We start from the raw sequence: 23,476 nt of genomic DNA, 5'->3' as shown, positions 1-23,476 counted from the left end.
TAATCCAAAGAAATCATTTCAAGTACAGTATATATTTAAGATTCCCGGTATTAAAAACGGATATATAATCATTCAAAATATCATTAGTGGCTTCTACTGAATGCTGATTTAAGACATTTTGTATGGTAATGGGTAATCGGTGTGTAAAGTATCGCTTAAGTTCCCCCTTATGCAACCATATTTGTGCCGGCGGTGTCACATTCACCAACTTAAAGCCTGACTGCACATAAGCATTACCTAACGACCAGTCACGATCAGCATAACTCATTACATCGTTAGGTTCTATCATTTTAACGAAATGCTTCAATAGTTTCGTAAATCCTCCGGTAACAGTAAATCCCATAAGCGTTGCAAAACGAATCAACTCTACTGACTTATAATCGGGAGCAATCCTTTTCATCAACCTTATATTACTGAAACAAGCAACAGCAACCATTTGCCCATCTATTTGTAAAGCGAACTTATATTTAGCCCTGGCAGTGCCCTGGATGTGATTGCTATTCAAAAAATCATCGGCTTGCTTTTGGTTGATCGCTATTATTTCACCCTTACGACCATGTAATCGCTTATTTAAACCCAAAACAGACTTAATTCTACCCAATACCTGCTCCTGTCTGGTCATCCAGACATCCTCCCACAATTGCAATAAAGTTATGTTTTTGAGCTCATAGGTAGATTGAAGCTCGATCATTTCTTCCGGCGTAAGCTCATTATCAAGAGCTATTAGGTGAATAATAACCTGATCATTGCATAGTAACAGCTCATATTTCTGATGTTCAACCAGCACTATACCAATACCAATATTCTTAAGTGCGATAAACACACTATTTTTCCAGCCCGAATTTATACCCAACCCTTTTCTTTATATAGTCTATATCCCTCTGCTAATGCATCCTCAATATGAGCCAAAAGTGATTCATCCAATTTTTCGATGTGAAAATATGATTTATCTTTTAACAGCTTCAAAAGTGCAGGATCAAAAACCTGCTTCATTTCAGACTCTGCAGACACCGGCATATAATAAAAGTCAACATAACCTTTGTGGATCTTAACAGCAGCAAAATACACTTCATTTTGTTTTTTGCCATCAATATTCACCTCGTTGTCACTCCATAAATCGTAAACGGTTTCACTATTGATCCTGTTATTAAAACCTAAAGCAGCATAAGGTTGCAATACCGCTCTGATGGTTTGAAATATTTCTATAAAATCTGTTTTCATAATTTTAAGATCAATCTGTTAAAACAACATCTTAACAGCCATTTTGTTTAATAACGAAGTCCTATATATCCAACCACCATTCTTTTGAAGGATAATTTTCATCTAAAATAACCGGTTCTCCCAATAAAGGTGTGGTTATTTTAAAATTCTCCGATTTAGCCTTATTTACTACCCTTATTGCAGGTTCATTCCAGCTATGCATGGCCAAAGTAAACTTACCCCAGTGTACAGGAAGTAAAACTTTTGCATTTAAATCGTTAGCCGCCTGAACCGTTTGTTCCGGAAACATGTGAATAAATGGCCAATAAGCATTGTACTGTCCACATTCCAATATAGCCAGATCAAAAGGTCCATATTGTTCACCGGCTTGTTTAAAATGCTTATCATAGCCCGAATCACCTCCCAAATACAATTTATGCTTTGCCCCCTGCAATACAAAAGCAGACCATAAAGTCTGGTTTCTTTTAAATTTTCTCCCTGTAAAATGACGTGCCGGTGTAGCTGTAAATTTTAAGCCATCAGCAACGGTTTCTTCACCCCAGGCTAGTTCTACGATTTTATCTACAGGTATTCCCCAATACTCCAGATGCGCCCCTACTCCTAAAGAAGTAATAAAAAGCCTGGCTTTATTTTTCAACTTTAATATACTTTGATAATCCAGGTGATCATAATGATCATGGGTAATCAGGATGATGTCCAAGTCAGGAAAATCTTCAGCCTTAATAAAATCTGTCCCTTTAAAATTCTTAGAACCAATAAATGAAATCGGAGAAGGCCGCTCGCTAAAAACAGGATCTACCAAAATTTTGACCCCATCAATCTGTAAATAATAAGAAGAATGGCCAAACCAAATTAACTTGGTTTGGATACTTTCTGTAAAATCAGGGTTAAGGTGAGGTAGCGCTTTTTTAGGTACACTATTTTCATTTCCTTTTATCATTCCCACAACCATATCCCAATAGCTTACATTATCCGGCTTCATAGGAGTAGGCGACAGATTATCCAATGTTCCGTCTGCCCTAAAATTAGGCAGCATTTTCAATCGTTCGAAACGAGCACCTTCAGGCGCTTTTCCGAATACAGGTAAATTTAATACCCATACAGTAACCAAGACTAAAACAATTATAACAACTAAGATGGAATACATAAATTTCATTTATAGTAATTAATCAACCTTTTGCTCTTGTGGTGCTGGTGGTGCAAGCTTCGCTGCCAGTGTATTTCCAGCGAGCAAAAGCTCATTAGTAATCGTTTTTGTATAATCTGCAATTTCTGCCTTAAAATCTACTACCGAAGCACCCGAACGTATTTCTTCCAAACGCTTCTCCCATTGACCTGTCAACTCGGCCTGCGCAATTTTCTGGTCTTTTACCACATCATATACAGCCAGCCCCTTCGACGTTGGCACCAGGTTACGTTTTTCCCTGGACACATACTCCCTGTTGATCAAAGTCTCTATGATTGCAGCCCTTGTAGCAGGTGTACCCAATCCACTATCCTTCATAGCATACCTCAACTCTTCATCCTCAATATCCTTACCTGAAGTTTCCAGTGCTTTTAATAGCGAAGCCTCATTATACATTGCTTTAGGCTTAGTTTGCTTTTCTAACAAAGCCTTATTGGTAATCGGTAGTTCATCGCCCTTCTTCACCTTAGGCAAAGCAGGGTTTTCCTCATCTTTTTTCTCCTCATCCGTTTCATTGAAAACTGAGCGCCATCCTGCAGAGCGAATTACTGTACCATTGGCAACAAACAAAGAGCCCGATTCAACAGATATTTTGGTGATTTCTTTCACACATTCCTGATGAAAAGCCTCAAGCATCCGTCCAACTACCATATCATAAACAGCCTGTTTATCACCACTTAATTGATGTGGAGATTCACCTGTTGGTAAAATAGCATGGTGATCTGTTACTTTTTTAGCATTTACACTTCGCTTATTCAATGTTACGGTCAACAAAAACTCTGCTTGCTTACCAAAATCCTTATGTACTTTTAATTTATCAATCAAATCAGGAACTCCGGCAAATATATCGTCTCCAATGTACCTGCTACCGGTACGCGGATATGTAACCAGTTTACTTTCATACAAGCCTTGTAACAAATTCAAAGTCTGATCAGCTGTAAAGCCTTTACGTTTATTAGCTTCTTGCTGTAAACTACTTAAATCATGCAGCAGTGGAGGTGGTTCCTTTCGAGGTTTAGCTTCAACACTTAAAATCTTACCACCATTACTAAATCCGGATGCAACATCCTCAATTTTAGCAAGTAACTCTTCGGCATCTTCCTTTTTGTCAAAATTATTTACCGACATAGCCCTAAACAACTGCCCATCTTTATCCAACTGTATTGCCAACTGGTAGTATAACTGAGGTACAAAGTTTTTAATTTCAAGGTAACGTGAGCAAATCATGGCTAATGTTGGTGTTTGAACCCTGCCCAGTGATAAGACAGATCTATTTCCTGCAGAGATACTCAATGCCTGTGTAGCATTCATTCCAACCAGCCAGTCAGACTCTGAACGACAATGTGCTGAATTAAACAGGGTATCATAATCAGTACCAGGTTTTAAATTCCTGAATCCCTCTTTAATTGCTTCGTCAGTTTGAGAAGAGATCCATAGCCTTTTAAAAGGTTTTTTACATTTCAGAAAATAATAAATATAACGGAAAATCAGCTCACCTTCCCGCCCGGCATCCGTTGCTACAATTATCTCTGTAGCTTCATCAAACAGCTTTTTAATGATATCGAGTTGCTTCCTTACCCCGGGATCTTCAACTAATCCATCTTTAGTCTTTATTTTACGAATAGCCAACTTAAACTTTTTAGGCAACATAGGCAAATGCTGTCTCCTCCAACCTATAAAGCCATATTCTTGTGGAGGCGCCAATTGCAACAAATGCCCGAATGCCCAGGTAAAAGAATAACCTTTCCCTTCAATATACCCATCTTTTTTAGTTGTAGCACCGAAAACCTTAGCCAATTCACGTCCCACCGAAGGTTTCTCTGCAATAACAATCTTCATAATTATTCAAAAATATCTAAACCAATTTTAAATGTGTTGCAATGTGCTTCAACAATATCCTTTATGTTTGGTGAATAACCTCCACCCATACTTACCTGAACAGGCAATTGATTGTCTTTGCAAAACTGCAATACCATCCTATCTCTTTCTTTACAGCCCGCTTTACTCAAAGCCAATTTTCCCAACTTATCAGTTTCCAATACATCAACTCCAGACAGATAGAATACAAAATCAGGATGATGTGCCAATAGCCCAGGAAGCGCTGCATCCAATTTCTCTAAAAACGAATGATCACCTATACCATCTTCCAATGCAATATCCAGGCTGGAAACTTCCTTTCTGAATGGAAAATTCTTATCCCCATGCATTGAAAAGGTAAACACCCTATCTTCATTATTAAAGATTTCAGCAGTTCCATTTCCCTGATGAACATCTAAATCTATAATTAATATACGTCTAGCCAACCCCTTACTAAGCAAATAGTTTGCGGCAATAGCCTGATCATTTAACAGACAAAATCCTTCGCCCCAATTACTGCCGGCATGATGTGTACCACCTGCTACATTAAATGCTATACCATATTGTTTTGCATATAATGCTGCTTCAACTGTCCCTTTAGCTATCCTGACTTCCCGTTCAACCAATTGGTTATTCAAAGGAAATCCTATTCTTCTTTGCTCCTTTGCAGGCAATGTCAAATCTTTTAACTGCTCCCAGTATTCCTTTTGATGTGATAATAGAACCACATCTTCTTCCAGAGGCTCAGGTGCAAATAGATTACTTTCTGTAATTACTCCCTCATGCAACAACTGCCCTGGAATCAATTCGTACTTAATCATAGGAAAACGATGCCCTTCAGGCAAAGGATGTGCATACAGTGGATGCCATGCTATCTTAACCATCTTACTTCAAGATCTCCCCTACATGCTTCTCTATATTGTTGCAAATTTCGTCAACCGGCAAATCGTTTGCGTCTTCTCCAAAGGGATTTTCTATTTCTTCAGCGATCAGCTCTAAACTAGCCAGCACGTACAATATAAAAGGAACGATAGGAACCACAAAATACCCCAGACTAAACACCCAGCCAAAAGGCAATGTAATCACATAAATAAAGATGAATTTCTTTATAAAGGCACTATAAGAATAAGGAATTGGTGTATTTTTAATGCGCTCACAACCACCACATAGTTCGGTAAACTGCTGCACATCTGCATTCAATATCATGAGCTGTTCGTTGGTGATTTTGCCATTAGCCTGCAATTCAAAAATTCTGGATGATATACTCGTTGCCACCTGATTAGGAATATGCTTACCTGCATCCACTTCAATTAAAAGACTGTTTTTACCAAAATATTGCTTCTCCCTTAAATGCTCTTTCAATGCAAAAGCATATTTAGGAATGGCATAATCAAAAAACTCTATATCACTTGAACTTAGCTTTAATGATTTTATTTTGATGGCAAAATTACGACTCACATTGGTTAATCCTCCTAAAAGTCTACGACCTTCCCACCATCTGTCATACGATGTGTTGGTTCTAAATACCAACAGCATAGAAATCACAAAGCCCAGTAGGTTATGCATCATACCAATATTTTTAACATAAACCGTCTCGGCCAACTTTAAATAGTTCAGCTCTAAAAAAGCAATAACACCTGAAAAAATTGCTACGCTAATCATCAATGGCCATAAAGTACGAATCGTATCCGCTTTATGTACATGGAATATAAAAGTTACCCAATCTTTTGGATTATAGTTTATCATATCAATTCTCCTTTTCTAATGCCAAAATACGCATGAGGCTTTAACTATTTTAGCAACTTTTTACTAATATCAAGCAACAAAGTACCTGTTGTAAAAACATCTTCATAAGAGTTGTACAAAGGAACCGGGCTTAATCTGATTACATTAGGTTCCCTCCAATCACCAAGCACGTTATTGGCGACTAACTGTTCAAAAACCTCTTTACCTTTTTGTTTTGCAATGATAGAAACCTGAGCACCACGGTCTGCCTGAGTTAATGGCGTAATGATTTTATATTGCTCTTCTCCTAAAACTTTATTTACTTCATTTATAACAACAAATAAATAACTAGTTAAAGTTTTACTTTTATTTCTTAAAGGAGTAATGAATCCTGCTTTTTTAAAAACCTGAAGGGACGCATAATACAATGCCATAGGCATTACCTGCGTGCAACTTACCTGCCAACCATCCGCCCCAGCCTCGGGTACAAACCCCTTTTCCATTTTAAAACGTTGCTGCTCCTGATAGCCCCACCAGCCAGCAAAACGGTTCAACGTAGTATCAAAAAAATGCTTTTTATGTACAAAAATACCACTTATACCGCCCGGTCCAGAATTCTGATATTTATAGGAACACCAACATGCAAAATCAACACCCCAATCATGCAATTGCAAAGGGACATTTCCAGCTGCATGCGCCAGGTCAAAACCCACAACAGCTCCTGCCGCATGTCCAGCTTTCGTTATCGCTTCCATATCGAACCATTGACCAGTAAAATAATTTACTCCTCCAAACAACACCAATGCAATTTCATCGCCGTTTTCGGCAATTGCATCCGTTATATCTTCTGTCCTTAATGTATACTCACCTACTCTTGGAGCCACTTCAATAATTGCAGTTGCCGGATCATAACCATGAAAACGAACTTGACTTTCTATAGCATATTGATCTGAGGGAAAAGCTCCGGCCTCCATAATGATCTTAAACCGACCTGCAATAGGCCTGTAAAAGCTAACCATCAACAAATGAAGATTTACTGTTAATGTATTCATCGGGCACACCTCAGCAGCACTTGCGCCAACTATAGGAGCCATCAACTTTTTTAATTCCTTATGATAAAACATCCAGGGTGTTTCACCTTCAAACCATCCCTCTACAGCAAAATTCTGCCAGTTGTTTAACTGTTCATCTAAAACCTTACGTGCCACTTTAGGTTGCAAACCTAAAGAGTTACCAGATAGATAAATAAATGGTTTACCATTTTGCTGAGGAAATAAAAAATCTTGTCTTAAATCGCGAAGTGGATCAGCCAGATCCAACGCCTGAGCGAATGCTAAATTGTTTTCAAAATTCATTTGTTTCAAATATCCGTAAAAAACAGGGATAAATAAATTGAGCAAATCATTTTGTTATCCACAAAATCACGCTTCAACTATTCGGCTTGCTCACAAACTTGTTCCCTTTTATGTAATATCGCCAGGGCAGCAAGGCATGGTCACCGGCATAATCTACTCCAACCCTGGATGAAGCTACAACCTGTTTATCATCAAACAAAACCCCATCACCCTCGATCCATATTTCATCACCACACAGATCTTTACCATTTAATTTTTTATCGATCCCCATGGCTTTAGCTAATGCGCCTGGACCAGCGGTAAGATTAGGTTTCAAAACCGACATATTCCTTCTCTTAAGCATCACCTCCAAACCAGTTACCGGCTCTACCCCTCTAATTAACACCGCATGAGGAGTACCTTGGGGTGCCGTAACTACATTAAACAAATGATGAATGCCATAACATAGATATACATAAGCTATTCCGCCATGCTCATACATAATTTTAGTCCGATCGGTAAAGCGACCACCATAAGCATGAGAAGCTTTATCTTCTATACCATTATAAGCCTCTGTTTCCACAATGATTCCGCTGGTAAGCACTCCATCAACAAAAGTACACAGTCGCTTCCCTAACAACTGCACAGCGAGTTGATTAACCCCTTTATCCTGGTAAAAAGAAAAAGGCAATTTAGGCATTCAACAAACTAATTATTTCCTTTAAATATTTAGCATCAACTTCATCAAAATGAGAAAGATGTTCACTATCCACATCTAAAACCCCAATCACTTCAGCTCCTTTATACAAAGGCAAAACAATTTCAGACCTCGAAGCTGATGCACAGGCGATATGTCCTGGAAACTGATCAACATCAGGAACAATTAATGTTTCATTTTGTTGCCATGAGGCACCACAAACACCCTTCCCTCTTTTTATCCTGGTACAGGCTACAGGCCCCTGAAATGGCCCAAGCACCAACTCATCTCCTTTAACCAAATAAAATCCTACCCAAAACCAACCGAACTGCTCTTTTAAAGCAGCTGCTATATTGGCTAAATTAGCAATCTGATCTTCTTCACCTGCCACCAATGCAGCTATCTGAGGGATAAGCGATAGGTACTGAACCTCTTTATCAATGTTTTTACTTATAATTAAATCTTCTGCCATTGTAAATTATACTTGAGCTACAAAAATACGAAAGTTAAATTGATGCAAAGTTATAGCAATAGAAAACAGCATAGACAGCTACCTTATTTAAGCTTATCAGGAGGAATTTTACCCACTAAACAAGTAAAATAATTAAATTTGATTTTTTTTACCATACCGTCAATTGTAAAAATGACATCCTATTCAAAATTAATTATTAACAAACACAACCATAAATGAACAAAAAAACCTTAATTACATCCTTGTTAACATGCTCTCTGCTTACTGTTGGCATCTTACAATCAGGTTACAAGCCCTGGGAAGAAGGCATGTTCCCCTTAAGTGAAATCCATAAACTTGATTTAAAAAAGGCAGGATTAAAAATTAGCCAGAATGAAATTTACAATCCTAACGGAACCAGTCTTGTTGATGCACTGGTTAATGTAGGTGGATGTACAGGTTCCTTTATTTCCAACCAGGGACTAATCATCACCAATCACCATTGTGCATTTAGCGCCGTACAGCTTGCCAGCACCCCTGAACATGATTATTTAACCAATGGTTTTGTAGCGGCAACACATGAACAAGAAATTCAGGCAAAAGGATTAACATGCCGTATAACTGACAGTTATGAAGACGTATCTGATCGTGTTTTAGGTGCGGTTGCTCAAATCACAGATCCATCATCAAGGCTAAAGCTTATTAACGATGCGATGAAAAACATCGTAATTGAAGCTGAGAAAAAAGATCCTAGCATAAAAGCCGAAGTATCGGAAATGTTTATCGGAAAAACCTATGTATTATTTAGATACAAAACTATACAGGATGTTAGACTGGTGTATGTTCCGAATCGTCAGATTGGCGAATATGGAGGCGAAACAGATAACTGGGTATGGCCACGTCATACTGGAGACTTCTCTTTCATGCGTGCTTATGTAGCACCAGATGGCAAACCAGCAAAATATGCTAAAAACAATATCCCCTATACACCTAAAAAATTCTTGAAGGTAAATCCCAATGGCACAAACGAAGAAGATTTTGTATTTATTTTAGGGTATCCGGGAAAAACCTTCCGACATCGTCCTGCTCAGTTTATTGAATATCAGCAACAATTTCTATTGCCTTACGTATCAAACTTGTATGATTTCCAAAATACAACTATGGAAAATGCTGGCAAGAAGGATAAGGCTACAGAAATTAAACTGGCTACCAGGATAAAAAGAAACGCCAATGTACTAAAAAACTATCGTGGCAAACTACAAGGACTTAAAGGAATAGATTTGATCTCGCAAAAGAAGACTGAAGATGCAGCGCTTGCTAAATTCATCAACAGCAATGTTGATGTTAAAGCGCGCTATGGCACTTTAATGAGCGATATAGACAACCTTTATAAACTCATCAACGGTGATGCCAAGCGTGATCTCTGGTTAACTCAAATTTATAGTTCAACGAGCTTACTAGGCGTATCCAAAAACATCAATACGTTTAAAGCCGCACTTGATGCACAACCAGAAAATCAGAAGGAAGCCTTCTTTAATAAAAATAAGTCCAACCTAAAGCAACTTTTAGCCGGCAATTATGAAGCTTATGATATAGATGCAGACAGAACTATTTTTAAAAAGATGCTTATGGATGCTTCAGAATTCTCGGCGACACAGCCTATAAACGGAGTTGTTAAAATCGCAGGCAGCTCTGCGGACAACGAAAAAGCTATTGATAATTTTGTCAACAATGTTTTTAATGCCACCAAGCTTAAGGATACAGCCTATGTGTTTAACACATTATTGGCATCCTCAAAATCAATAGCAGCTTACAAAGACCCTCTTTTATCTTTTGAAAAAGATATTGCCGTTCAAATCACTGAGCTAAAACCTGAAAAAGACCGTCGTGAAGGGGTGTTGAATAAATTAATGGGCGATTATGTAAATGTAAAGGAGAAATTCCTGAAAAAAGACTTTATCCCTGATGCAAACAGCACCTTGCGACTTACCTACGGTTACGTAAGGGGATATTGGCCAGCAGACGCATCATATATGCGTCCTTATACGACAATCAAGGGAATACTGGAAAAAGGAACATCAGGAAACCCTGAATTTGACTATCCGGCGCAAATAAGGGCACTTTGGGAAGCTAAAGACTTTGGTCCATTTGCTAAAAAAGATTTAAAAGATGTACCTGTAGCTTTCCTTTACAATATGGATACAACCGGTGGAAACTCTGGTTCTCCGGTTATGAACGCGCAAGGCGAGCTGATCGGTGTCAATTTTGATCGCTCTTACAGTGCTACAATTAATGACTATGCCTGGAATGAAAGTTATAGCAGATCTATTGGAGTAGACATTCGTTATGTACTTTGGGTAGCAGCTAAAATTGATAAAGCGAACTTCCTTTTAAAGGAAATAGGGGTTAAGATTTAGCACCATTAAAATTAATCGACACACGAAAGCCACCCTTTGAGGGTGGCTTTTTTAAAACAAAAAAAACATGAGAGTAATAGCAGAACTACCACATCCGGATTGCAAAATCACCTTGTTTAACATGAACCGAAAATACATCATCAAGTTTGAACAAGGCACACTTGAACAGAGCTACAAATTGTCAGAACTAGATTTAACCGGAGGCGGCGTAAACGAGATTTTTCAGATCCTGGACGAAGCATTTATAGCTACCGTTGTGGAGCGTTTTAAAAGCATGAGGTCCGATTTCTCAGAAGCATACAACAGACAACAGTATTAATTGACAAAAAACAACATAACTAACTGTAAAACAGAAAACTTAAAACACAAACAAAACTATATTCTGAATTTTAGGACATTATTTATTTCGAACAGAACAGTATAGTAAATTAAAAATTCAACTTAAATTACTCATAAATACTGAAATACAAATAGTTAAACAACACAACAAAATATAATTCCGAGGGCTTAAAGCACAAAATATTATATAAGTCTGATGTTTTTGTCTTTGGCTTCCTCTTCAAGCATTCAACTTTTAAATAGTTAGGAACCTGAATTTTATTTGGATTTTTTGTTTAAAAAAACATGACTACCTTGCAACAATCATGAAAAATAAAACCTTATATATCGCACTACTTTCCTTTGTCATTCTATATACTTCGTGTAGTAAAATATCTGAAAATATACGAGAAGACATCTTCGTTAATGATACCGTTTATTTTAACATACCGGTCCTGAGCGATAGCACAGCCTCTGCCACTATATCTGGAATAACATCAAACCTGAACCTGGCAGAAGAGATCAAAAAAAGTGCAAATAGTTTTACTATTGCTAATATAAAAACGACTAAAATCACCAGTTTAAATTTGGACCTGGGTACGATAAGTAAAGACTCTATTGATACCAAAAACAACTTTGCCAATCTGGGAACCTTAAAATTTGGCTTTTCAACTAATGGAACTATAACCAATATAGCGAATATCACTATTCCTTCAACTGCAACAATTAGTCATCTGACTTTATCACCAAGCATTCCTCCTGAAAGCTTAACTCCTATTCTAACTGCTCCTTCACCAACATACAATGTAATTGTTAAAGCGAAAGCACCAACCACTACACTAATGAGAGTGCGGGCCGCGGCAGCATACACCATTACATTATCTAAATAAGAGTCGTTTTTTAACATAAATTTCCTTATTTTTGCATAAAACGGGATATTCATTACACTATTCTCTTAACATTACTTGCCAATTAATCCTTTGATTGGGTTTCAATTTCTCCTGGTTGCTGATCCGTTGTCACCGAGAATTAAATTACATCCAGGCCCACGATGATCAGTGAATCATATTGCAGTCTACACAGGTAAAAGCAGAGAAAAGTTATTTTTTAACTAATACATTGAATTTATGGCTAAATCTCAGGCTACCTTCATGAAGAAGCAACTAGAAAAGAACAGACAAAAGAAAAAAGAAGATAAAGAGCAGCGCAAACTAGAGCGTCAACAAAACTCTACCGGTGGAGATCTGGAAAGCATGATGGCCTGGGTGAATGAATTTGGAGAAATTGTTAATACTCCTCCGGAGAAGAAATAGCCTCATTATATTACCTCATAAAACAAGCCAATCCGTATAGGATTGGCTTGTTGCTTTAAAAGCCTTTCCTAAAAGGAATTAAGAACAGTCTTTCAAAACAAAAAAGCAACCAAACAATAGATAAAACGCAATAATTGTTAATATAATTTTCATATCTTTAACAAGATATTTTCCTTTTAAAAATGTGCTGACGCCTATTTTTTTACCTAAACTTAATAAAGGGATTTGTTATTTAAACGTATAATTAGAATTAAACGCTCAACTTATTCTATATGCTTAACAAAAACACAATCGTTGATTTGTTCTCTGAGCAGGTAAAAAAAGTACCCGATCATATTGCTATTGTTTTTGAGGACGCTCAACTCACTTATGGAGAACTTAACCAAAAATCTAACCAGCTTGCACATTTTTTAATCCAGAAAAATGTATTACCTAACGATAGGGTTGCAATTTCAACAGATCGCTCTATTGATACTATAATTGCATTATTGGCCATTCTTAAAACCGGTAGTTCATATGTGCCAATAGAAATTAGCTACCCAAAAGACCGTATTCACTTTATAGTGGAGAATTCGGAGACAAAATACCTTATAGTTTCAAAAAAAAGTGCTGATATATATAGCGATTTTCAAGACAAAATGTTGGTGGTTGAGGATGCTTTGGATCAAGCAAAAAAAATATCAGATGAAGATTTAATTCTAAAAACTGAAAAAGATCGTTTAACCTATATTTTACATACCTCAGGTACCACAGGAACCCCTAAAGGAGTTTGCATGGGGCAAAATGCACTGGTTAATTTGATACAGTGGCAGAAAGAAAAGTCTGTTGCAGACGAAGAAACAAAAACTTTGCAGTTTTCCCCCCTTAGCTTTGATGTTTCTTTTCAGGAGATTTTTGCGACCTTAACTACGGGAGGTAGTTTGATACTTATTTCTGAAGATTTAAGACTCGATCCACTTAGACTATTGAATTTAATAGCTGAACAAAACATAAATCGCATTTTCCTACCATTTGTTGCCTTACAGTCTATCACAGAAAGCGCTGTTGCCAGTGAGGTATACCCGATTGCTTTAAAGGAGGTGATGACTGCCGGTGAGCAATTAAAAATCACTCCTCAAATTGTAAAGTTCTTCTCAAAATTGCCGAATGCCGTACTTTACAATCAATATGGTCCTACTGAAGCACATGTCGTAACTGAATTTAAATTATCAGGTAATCCTGAAAAATGGCCTGCCTTGCCTTGTATTGGTAAAGCCATTTACAATACTAAAATTTTCATCCTTGATGAAAACCTTAATGAAGTAGTTGATGGTGAAGTAGGCGAATTATGCATCAGTGGGTTATGTTTGGCTGATGGCTACTTGAATTTGCCCGAAATGACCACTGAAAAGTTCACTTTTTCACCAAAGTCAGGTATTCGAATTTACAGAACCGGTGATCATGCGCGTTTTCTACCTGATGGAAACATAGAATGCCTTGGAAGAGCTGATCATCAGGTTAAAATTAGAGGTCACAGGGTTGAATTAGGAGAAATTGAGGTTGTAATTACTCAACAACCTGATATCGCTCAGGTTGCTGTTATACTAAGAGAGGATTTTCCTGGCAGGAAAGTTTTAGTGGCCTATTTGATTGGCAAAGAACAAAATTATACAGGAAACAAACTAAGAACGGTTATTTCTAAGTCTTTACCCGATTATATGGTACCGACATCATTTGTTTGGCTACCAGAATTTCCTAAGACAACCAGTGGAAAGGTGGATAGAAAGGCGCTTCCAAAACCCGATACCAAAAGGCCGGAGACCAATATCATTTATAAAAAACCATCAACTGAAAAAGAAAAAAAGATTACCGAGATTTTGATAGCGATTTTTGGTTACGATAAGATCGGGGTAAATGATAGCTTTTTTGAAATTGGTGGAAATTCTTTACTGGCGCAAAAGACTGTTGCTGAATTAAAACAGCAATTTGGCTATAATTTACCTGTCACCAAGCTTTATCAATACCCCACCATTGCAGAAATGGCCACATATTTGGACAAGAACCCTGCTAGAGAAAAGATAAGCGCAGAGAAACCTAGCTATGACCATTCAAGGGATGTGGCTATTATCGGAATGGCAGGAAAGTTCCCTGGAGCAAATACCATTGAAGACTTTTGGAATCTATTGCTTGAAGGAAAAGAAACTACTACATTTTTTACACAGTCAGATATAGATCCAGGTATCCCCGATCACATTAAAAATGACCCTTCGTATGTTAAGGCCCGGGGAATTATCAAAGATGTAGATAAATTTGATCCTGCTTTTTTTGGGATAAATTCAAAACTAGCGGAATTAATGGACCCGCAGCAGAGAATTTTTCTTGAGATTTCCTGGGAAATTCTAGAAAAAACGGGGTATCTACCTTCAAAATATAATGGGAAAATTGGTGTATTTGCAGGCAGTGGTAACAATACCTATTATGAGAACAATGTGCTTTCTCATCCCGATTTAATTGAAAACCAAGGCAAAATACAGGTTTCCAGCGTAAATGAAAAGGATTATATCGCATCACGCACTGCTTATCATCTAAATCTTAAAGGGCCTGCCGTAAGTGTTAATTCTGCCTGCTCCACTTCCTTGCTGGCTATAGCGCAAGCTGTAAATAGTTTGAGAGCTAATCAATGTGAAATAGCCATTGCTGGCGGATCAAGCATTACATCTCCTGTAAATAGTGGCCATATTTACCAGGAAGGAAGTATGCTTAGTGCTAATGGGCACTGTACTCCTTTTGATGATGGCGCTACGGGCACTGTATTTAGTGATGGTGCAGGTGTTGTGCTTTTAAAAAATCTGGATTCGGCAATAAATGATCATGATAAAATTTATGCTGTTATAAAAGGGGTTGGAATAAATAATGATGGTTTTGGAAAAGGAAGTTTTACTGCTCCAAGTGCTGAGGGACAGGCTGACGCTATTGCTTCAGCTATTTCGGATGCAGGAGTTGAAGCTGCTGAAATCAGTTATATTGAGGCACACGGAACGGGGACCCCGATTGGAGATCCGATAGAGCTTGAAGGTCTTGTTGATGCATTCGGATATCAAAATAGAAAGCAATTTTGTGCAATAGGCTCTGTGAAAAGCAATTTTGGCCATTTAACACATGCCGCGGGGGTTGCAGGTTTAATAAAAACCAGCTTAGCTTTACATCATAAAAAAATACCGGCGTCTTTAGGATACAAAATACCCAACCACAATATAGATTTTAACAATAGTCCATTTTATGTAAACGACAAGCTTACTGATTGGAATACGAGCCATAAAAGAATAGCAGGGATCAGTTCTTTTGGTGTTGGAGGAACAAATGTCCACCTTGTAGTAGAGAGTTATGAAAATGTACCGGAAGAAGTATCTGAAAATAATGCTGTAGAATTAATTACCTGGTCGGCAAATTCGGAAACCAGTAGAGATACTTACGCTGCTGCTCTTCTTGATTATTTAACTACCAACCCTGATACTAACCTGAGTGATCTAGGTTATACGCTTCGAAAAACAAGAGACAATTTTAAATACCGTAGATTTTTAGTAGCAAATTCAATTGATGAGCTAAAGAAATTACTAGCTATAGAAAAAGTTAATGTATTAAATATAAATACACTACAGGAATTACCTGAAGAAATCGTGTTTACATTTCCTGGTCAGGGTGCTCAGTATTTAAATATGGGCTTAGACCTTTATTTAGGAGAGCCGGTTTATAGGGCTGCAATAGATACTTGTGCAGGAATACTTAGAACGTACATTCATGAAGATATAAGGTCAATTATTTATCCGGAAGTAATATCTGATGCAGCGAACGCAAAATTAAAAGATACAAGATATACGCAACCGGCATTATTTGTTACTGAATATGCATTAGCAAAGCTTTGGATCAGTTGGGGAATTCACCCAGCATTACTTTGTGGACATAGTATTGGCGAATATGTAGCAGGGCATCTATCAGGAATTTTCTCTCTGGAAGATGGTTTAAAAATGGTAACTACCAGAGGTAAATTGATTAGCGAACTACCTGCCGGAAGTATGCTTTCTATTGGGAAAGAAAGTGATAGTGTCACCAAATTTTTATCTGGCGATTTATCCATAGCAGCAATAAATAGTCCTAAAGCCTGTGTAGTAGCGGGACCAACGGATCAAATCTCAGCATTGAGCACACTATTAAATGAAAATGAAATTGCCAGTAAGCTTTTATTTACCAGCCATGCATTTCATTCATCAATGATGGATCCTATACTAGACGAATATAGATCTATTGTTGATCAAGTGACACTGTCTATTCCTAAAATCCCTATTGTTTCTACAGTTACAGGGAATTTGCTGACCGATGAAGAAGCTACTAATCCAGATTACTGGACATCACAGTTAAGGAAAACAGTTCAGTTTTCCAAAGCGGTCGAAACCATGCTAAATAAAGATTTACCTTTATTTTTGGAAGTCGGTCCAGGAACGGTTACATCAACCTTAATTAGGCAAATTGCCGCTTTTAATGCTTTATCTACTAAAACAATACCTAGTTTTAATCATAAAGATGCTGATCATTATTCTCTTTTGAGTGCTTTAGGGCAGTTATGGATCAATGGAATTGAACCTAATTGGAATGATTTTTATGCAAATCAAAAACGAAGTATTATTAATCTACCTTCCTATCAATTTGAAAGAAATCGTTATTGGGTAAACCCGATAGTTTTAAAATCAGATTTTTCGGAAAATCAAATACCAATAGAACAAATAAAGCATATCATACCAATTAATACAGCTCTAATGAGAAAAACTAACCTGACACATAAAGTTAAACAAGTACTTGAAGATGCCTCAGGTATTGAAATGAATGGTATTGAATCAAATAGAAATTTCCTTGAAATAGGATTAGATTCTTTATTGCTTACCCAAGTTGCAATTTCGTTGAAAAGAGAATTTAACCTGCCAATAACTTTTAGAAAACTAAATGAGGAATATCCATCAATTGAAACTCTGGTAGATTATTTAGATAAAAACACGCCCCAAGATTCTGTTAATAATAGCGAAAGCCTTGCTCCTCCTATAAACCATATACAACAACCTGCTTATGTTTCTCAAGCTGTAAATGATGTACAACAAAATGGAAATTCCGTTAGTGCCGGTGATAGTGCTTTAAGTTTGATTGCACAGCAGTTAGAAATATTATCAAAACAGGTGATGTTGATGCAGGGAAGTACCGTTTCAGTGCATCAAAATGCCACCCCTCAGCCCATTGCTGTAAATGGAAAAAAAATAGAATCAGCTGATACAACTACTAATTCTGAATTATCACAAGAAGAAAAGGCCGAAATACAGAAGCCATTTGGCGCAACTCCGAAAATAGAACGTCTATCTACGGACTTAGATGAAAAACAGTTAAACTTTATTAAAGAGCTAACCGATAGATACAATAAAAAAACACTTAAGAGTAAAACCTACGCTAGTAACAGCCGTTCTTTTATGGCTGATCCCAGGGTTGTATCTGGCTTTAGGCCGACCACAAAAGAGCTTGTTTACCCTATTGTAATCAACAAATCGAGTGGTAGCAAGCTGTGGGACATTGATGGCAATGAGTATATTGATGCATTAAATGGTTTTGGTTCTAATATGCTTGGTTATCAACCTGAAGTAATTAAGCATGCAATGCATGAGCAGATTGAAAAAGGCTATGAAGTTGGCCCGCAACACGAACTGGCTGCAGATGTAAGTAAATTGATTTGCGAATTTACGGGGTTTGACAGAGCTGCGCTTTGCAGTACTGGTTCTGAAGCTGTCTTGGGATGTATTCGTATTGCACGTACTGTTACTGGACGTCCTTTAATTGTGGCATTTTCAGGATCTTATCATGGCATTATAGATGAAGTTTTAGTAAGGGGGACAAAAAAACTAAAATCATTCCCGGCAGCAGCAGGTATTATGCCTGAAGCTGTTCATAATATTCTCGTTTTGGATTATGGTACAGATGAAACGCTTGCCATCATTAAAGAAAGAGCCGGAGAAATTGCAGCTGTTCTGGTTGAGCCTATCCAAAGTAGGAGGCCTGAATTTGTTCCCATAGATTTTTTAAAGAAAGTAAGAGAAATAACGACCGACGCCGGTACTGCTTTAATTTTTGATGAGGTGATTACCGGTTTTAGGATGCATCCGGGTGGAGCACAAGCATTATTCGGTATTAAAGCAGATTTGGCATCATATGGTAAGGTAATTGGTGGCGGAGTACCCATTGGTGTGATTGGAGGTAAAAGCTATCTCATGGATGCCTTAGATGGTGGAAATTGGAACTATGGAGATCATTCATATCCTGAAATAGGCGTAACTTATTTCGCAGGGACATTTGTTCGTCATCCTCTGGCCCTGGCATCTGCAAAAGCTTCCCTGACTTATATGAAGGAGAAAGGGCCTGCTTTACAACAAGGTTTAAGTGAAAAAGGTGTCTATTTAACTAAAGCGTTAAATTCGGAATTTGAGAAAAGACAACTTCCAATTTATGTAGCCAATTATGGTTCTCTTTGGAAAATCAAATACCATGAAGAATTGCCTTATAGTGAATTAATGTTTGTACTAATGAGAGAAAAAGGGATTCATATTTTAGATGGTTTCCCATGTTTTTTAACGGAAGCGATTACTTACCAGGAAATAGATAAAATCATTAGTTGCTTTATTGATAGTATGGAGGAAATGATTAATGCTGGTTTTTTCCCATCCCTGGATCAAACAATTGTTTCTCCTAAATCCGGTTCTGTAGTGATAGATGGGGATAATCCACCGGTTAAAGGTGCTAAACTTGGAAAAGACAAATCTGGAAACCCTGCATGGTTTGTAGAAGATCCAAATCACCAGGGAAAATACCTTCAAATTGAACTTAATTAGTGATCATGATAGATGCTTTAAAAAGTAATAATTTTATTGAAGTTGACTTTAATCCATTCGAGGAAGGGAAAGAGATTGAAAAAGTTATTGCCCTTAACGAATCCCAAAAAGAAATATGGTTATCTTGTATTATTGGTGGAACACCTGCCAGCTTAGCTTATAACGAGTCTATTTCACTTGAATTAAAAGGTGAATTTGATATAAATGCATTCCAAAAAGCAGTAAAATATACTGTTCTGCGTCATGAAGCTTTACGGGCTAATGTATCTCATAATGGTGAAAGCCTAATCATATATAAAGAAGTTAACTCTGATATCATCTTTAAAGATATCTCATCTATAGATTCTTCTAAAATTAATGATCATTTAAGTGATTTTGTTAATCACGAAATTAGTATCCCCTTTAACCTTTACAATGAGGTTCTTTTTAAAATTTTCCTTCACAAAGTAAGCAATGACAAGTACTATTTAACCATTATAATACATCATATCATTGGTGATGGCTGGTCGATCGGGATCATAATGGAAGATTTAAGTACTTTCTATAATGTTTATTTAAAGAATGAGATCCCGACACCTAATTTTCCCGCACAGATCAGTAAATACGCACTGGAACAGGCTGCTTTTAGCACTACAGAAGACTATGAGGCCACACAAAAATTTTGGTTGGATCTGTATAAGGACGATGTGCCTGTACTTAATATGCCATTGGATTATAACCGGCCACCAACAAGAACTTATGAAGGGAAAAGAAACGACTATAGGCTTGACAACGAACTTTTTGAGGCTATAAAAAAACTATCGGCTAAAGCCAACTGTAGTGTTGTGTCTACTTTAATTACTGCATTTGAAGTTTTTTTATATCATCAAACCAATCAGGAAGATATTGTTTTGGGATTACCGTCTGCCGGACAGTTAGCAACTGAAAATTTAGATCTGGTAGGTCATTGCGTAAATCTATTACCTTTAAGAAGTAAGGTAACACCAAACGTTGCATTTATTGACTATTTAAAAAAACGAAAAAACGAAATATACGATGCTTATGATCATCAAAAACTAACTTTCAGTGAGTTACTTAAAAAGTTGAACATTAAAAGAAATAAGGCTAATATTCCATTGGTACCTGTAGTTTTTAATGTTGACAGAGGAATGGATGATAATGTTGACTTTAAGGGTTTAACACATAAGATCATTTCTAACCCTAGAGTTTGTCAAACTTTTGAAATTTCGTTAAATGTTAACGGCTCAAAAGGTGCTATGATTTTTGAATGGGCATATAATACTCAGCTTTTTGCCTCTGAAACTATTAATAGAATGATGGAAGATTTTAGTGCATTACTAAAAACGCTAACATCAAACCCTGAAGTCCTGATTTCTGCTTCTCTTGTTAAAGACAATCCTTTCCCTGAGGTCAGTCCGGTACATTGTGATTTTCCAAGAGATCAAACAATCGTCGATTTATTTTTAGCACAAGTAAACAAGTATCCACAGCATAAGGCTGTTACATTTGAAGGAAAATCTTTATCCTACGATAAATTAAATGCGAAGTCGAACCAATTGGCTAATTATTTAATAAGTCTAGGCATTAAGAAAGGTTCTCTTATCCCCATATGCCTAAACCCCTCTTTAGAGATGATAGTTGCCATTTTTGGGGTTTTAAAAGCTGGCGCGGCATATGTACCTATAGATCCGGAATACCCCTTATTTCGCATTAATCATCTATATGAAGAATCAAAAAGTAACATCATCATCAGTGATAAACTCAATTATAAAAAATTACAGGAAGTAAACGCCATTGATATTTTGGTTATTGATGAGGATAAAGGTAAAATCTGGCGAGCTGAAACCACTACTCCCCCTGTCCTGATAACTCCGAATGATCTTATTTATATCATTTATACTTCAGGTTCCACAGGATTTCCAAAGGGTGTAATGATTGAACATTCTTCTATTATGGATTACCTTTTTGGTTTAAAGGCGAAATTACCTATTTTAAATGAGTGTAAAACTTTTGCTCTGGGATCTGCAATATCTACTGATTTAGGAAATACAACCCTATTTAGTGCATTAACTCTTGGGGCTGAGCTTCATATTTTTGCTAAAGACAGGTTTAATCACGTCTCTTATATCCATGATTATTTTAAGAAGACCAAAATTGATTTTCTTAAAATAGTTCCTTCGCACTGGAAATTTTTAACGCAGGATGATCGGGAACTATTTCCGGAAAAGCTTTTAATGTTTGGAGGAGAGTCTTTACCCGGAGAGTTTATTAAGAAGATTAACGAATCTGGTGTTGACTGCACTGTGGTAAACCACTATGGTCCTACTGAGACTACAATAGGAAAATTACTTCATGTTGTTAATAAAGACAAATTATACCTAACTAGTGTTCCAATCGGTAGACCTTTTTCCAATACCTCTATATATGTACTAAATAAAGACCTGAAATATTGTCCAATTGGTGTTCCCGGAGAACTCCATATTGGTGGTGCTGGGGTTGCAAGGGGGTACTTAGATAATCAAGAGCTAACTCAAAAATTCTTCATTTCGAATCCAACCCCACAAAATGGCGATCATCGCATGTACAAAACGGGCGATTTAGTAAAGTGGTTGCCTGATGGAAATATTCAATACCTCGGTCGCATTGACGATCAGATAAAGATAAGAGGAAATAGAATTGAAATCGGAGAGATACAGAATGTTTTACAAAAGCATCAAAATGTCAAGCAATCAGCTGTTTTAACCGAAGATGTTGTAAATAATGAAAAGCAACTTATTGCTTACCTTGTCACGGACACAGACATTGATAAGGAAAGTATCATTGCTTTTATGAGGGATCGGCTTCCTGACTATATGATTCCTCGTATTTTAATCAGGTTACCGGAAATTCCATTAACTTCAAATGGAAAAGTTGATAGAAATGCGCTGCCAAAACGTGATATACTTAACGTTATTGAAGAGAATACATTTATACCTGCTCAAAATAAAGATCAAGAATTAATTGCTAAAATATGGGCAGAAAGCCTGGGTTTAAAACAAGTGAGCATTACTGATGATTTCTTTGAACTTGGTGGACATTCGATGATCGCCATTAAGGTAATGGTTGAAATAGAAAAACAAACCGGTATACGCCTCCCTCTTGCTATCCTTTTTGATAATTCGACGGTAGAAAAGCTGGCTTTAAATTTAAGTAAACCGAAGCAAGGATTAAGTTGGGATTCACTGATTCCTATAAAGGGTACGGGGAATAAACCTCCCCTTTATATTATTCATGGACAGGGAATGAACATTATCATATTCAAAAGCCTTTTAAATGAAATTGATAAAGAGCAACCAATTTTGGGTATACAGCCCAAAGGATTGAATCCTGAAGATCTACCACATAATGCTGTAGAAAATATTGCTGGCAATTATGTTAGCGAAATTATTAAAAATGACCCTGAAGGGCCATATTTATTAATGGGCTATTCTTCTGGCGGAACAATTGCCCTTGAGATGGCTGAACAATTTAACAAAATGGGAAAAAAAGTATCTTTTTTAGCTCTACTTGATACCTATTATGATGGTGACAGTTATATAAGCCTTATAAAAGATGGTAAAATTCTTGAAGTTTTAGATCATGCTATCAAATCTGTGGGCTGCGCATTTTTATATTTTTCCAGGTATCCAAAGGCTTTTATTGAACACAAAATAAATTTCACCCTTGGAACATTATATAATTACTACAAAAAAATCAGACCTATCAAGGAAGACTTATCAAATCCCTTATATATTTTAGATAGACTTCAAAAAGCTCATCAAAAAGCTTTTAAAAAGTATAGGTTAAAGAAATATAATATTGATGTGACTCTTTTTAAAGCAAATGATAAAAAGATGAATTACATCTCTAATATGCAAAGTAACGGCCTGGCTCCTTACATTGGGGGAAAATTGACATACGTTGATATTCCATTAGAACATTTACAATTTTTCGATCCCAAGTATGTTCATATTTTTGCGGCAAAACTGCAAGAAGAATTAAACAAGATTACACCGCAGTAGTTTTATAATAAGCTCAATATT

General features: G+C 36.9%; 15 protein-coding genes. 6 read left to right on the top strand and 9 right to left on the bottom strand.

Going from position 1 to position 23,476, the window contains the following annotated elements; genetic code table 11:
* Nucleotides 1–13: 13 nt before the first annotated feature.
* The 9 genes from P0Y49_08840 to P0Y49_08800 all read right to left on the bottom strand — a co-directional run bounded on the left by P0Y49_08840 (nt 14) and on the right by P0Y49_08800 (nt 8,492).
* Nucleotides 14–853, bottom strand: coding sequence for a hypothetical protein (locus P0Y49_08840; GenBank protein WEK21247.1), 840 nt, complete (start codon nt 851–853; stop codon nt 14–16).
* A complete protein-coding gene (locus tag P0Y49_08835) occupies nt 844–1,221 on the bottom strand; it encodes a hypothetical protein (protein ID WEK21246.1) in 378 nt (125 codons plus the stop codon). Before P0Y49_08835 ends, P0Y49_08840 begins: the two co-directional genes overlap by 10 nt.
* A 61-nt stretch (nt 1,222–1,282) precedes the next feature.
* The gene (locus tag P0Y49_08830) at nt 1,283–2,368 is read right to left on the bottom strand and encodes an MBL fold metallo-hydrolase (protein ID WEK21245.1); all 1,086 of its coding nucleotides are present in this window, start codon (nt 2,366–2,368) and stop codon (nt 1,283–1,285) included.
* A gap of 18 nt (nt 2,369–2,386) precedes the next feature.
* A complete protein-coding gene (locus P0Y49_08825; GenBank protein ID WEK21244.1) occupies nt 2,387–4,246 on the bottom strand; it encodes a DNA topoisomerase 3 in 1,860 nt (619 codons plus the stop codon).
* A gap of 2 nt (nt 4,247–4,248) precedes the next feature.
* Nucleotides 4,249–5,148 carry a histone deacetylase gene (locus tag P0Y49_08820; GenBank protein WEK21243.1) on the bottom strand — a complete coding sequence of 300 codons (900 nt, stop codon included), beginning with the start codon at nt 5,146–5,148 and terminating at the stop codon, nt 4,249–4,251.
* A 1-nt stretch (nt 5,149) separates the two neighbouring features.
* Nucleotides 5,150–6,010 (bottom strand): bestrophin family ion channel, encoded by an 861-nt coding sequence (locus P0Y49_08815; GenBank protein WEK21242.1) that lies wholly within the window; start codon nt 6,008–6,010, stop codon nt 5,150–5,152.
* 44 nt (nt 6,011–6,054) lie between these two features.
* Nucleotides 6,055–7,344: a kynureninase gene (gene kynU, locus P0Y49_08810; protein ID WEK21241.1), complete on the bottom strand. Its 1,290-nt coding sequence runs from the start codon at nt 7,342–7,344 to the stop codon at nt 6,055–6,057.
* Between the two features lie 73 nt (nt 7,345–7,417).
* Nucleotides 7,418–8,023, bottom strand: coding sequence for a DNA-3-methyladenine glycosylase (locus tag P0Y49_08805; GenBank protein WEK21240.1), 606 nt, complete (start codon nt 8,021–8,023; stop codon nt 7,418–7,420).
* Nucleotides 8,016–8,492 carry a GAF domain-containing protein gene (locus tag P0Y49_08800; GenBank protein WEK21239.1) on the bottom strand — a complete coding sequence of 159 codons (477 nt, stop codon included), beginning with the start codon at nt 8,490–8,492 and terminating at the stop codon, nt 8,016–8,018. The genes P0Y49_08805 and P0Y49_08800 overlap by 8 nt, the downstream gene beginning before the upstream one ends.
* 215 nt (nt 8,493–8,707) lie before the next feature.
* On the opposite strand from P0Y49_08800, the gene P0Y49_08795 reads away from it, so the two are divergent.
* The 6 genes from P0Y49_08795 (at nt 8,708) to P0Y49_08770 (ending at nt 23,455) form a co-directional block, all read left to right on the top strand.
* On the top strand, nt 8,708–10,888 hold the full coding sequence (locus P0Y49_08795; protein ID WEK21238.1) for a S46 family peptidase: 2,181 nt from the start codon (nt 8,708–8,710) through the stop codon (nt 10,886–10,888).
* A gap of 67 nt (nt 10,889–10,955) precedes the next feature.
* Nucleotides 10,956–11,207 carry a hypothetical protein gene (locus P0Y49_08790; GenBank protein WEK21237.1) on the top strand — a complete coding sequence of 84 codons (252 nt, stop codon included), beginning with the start codon at nt 10,956–10,958 and terminating at the stop codon, nt 11,205–11,207.
* A gap of 325 nt (nt 11,208–11,532) precedes the next feature.
* Nucleotides 11,533–12,096: a hypothetical protein gene (locus tag P0Y49_08785; protein ID WEK21236.1), complete on the top strand. Its 564-nt coding sequence runs from the start codon at nt 11,533–11,535 to the stop codon at nt 12,094–12,096.
* 261 nt (nt 12,097–12,357) lie between these two features.
* Nucleotides 12,358–12,519 carry a hypothetical protein gene (locus P0Y49_08780; protein WEK21235.1) on the top strand — a complete coding sequence of 54 codons (162 nt, stop codon included), beginning with the start codon at nt 12,358–12,360 and terminating at the stop codon, nt 12,517–12,519.
* 272 nt (nt 12,520–12,791) lie between these two features.
* A complete protein-coding gene (locus P0Y49_08775) occupies nt 12,792–19,415 on the top strand; it encodes an amino acid adenylation domain-containing protein (protein ID WEK21234.1) in 6,624 nt (2,207 codons plus the stop codon).
* A gap of 5 nt (nt 19,416–19,420) precedes the next feature.
* Entirely contained in the window at nt 19,421–23,455 is a 4,035-nt protein-coding gene (locus tag P0Y49_08770; GenBank protein WEK21233.1) for an amino acid adenylation domain-containing protein, read from the top strand.
* Nucleotides 23,456–23,476 lie beyond the last annotated feature (21 nt).

Source organism: Candidatus Pedobacter colombiensis (genome assembly GCA_029202485.1).
Taxonomy (GTDB): Bacteria; Bacteroidota; Bacteroidia; order Sphingobacteriales; family Sphingobacteriaceae; genus Pedobacter; species Pedobacter colombiensis.
The sequence above is the reverse complement of the archived record's forward strand: the minus strand, read 5'-3'. Positions and strand labels throughout refer to the sequence as shown.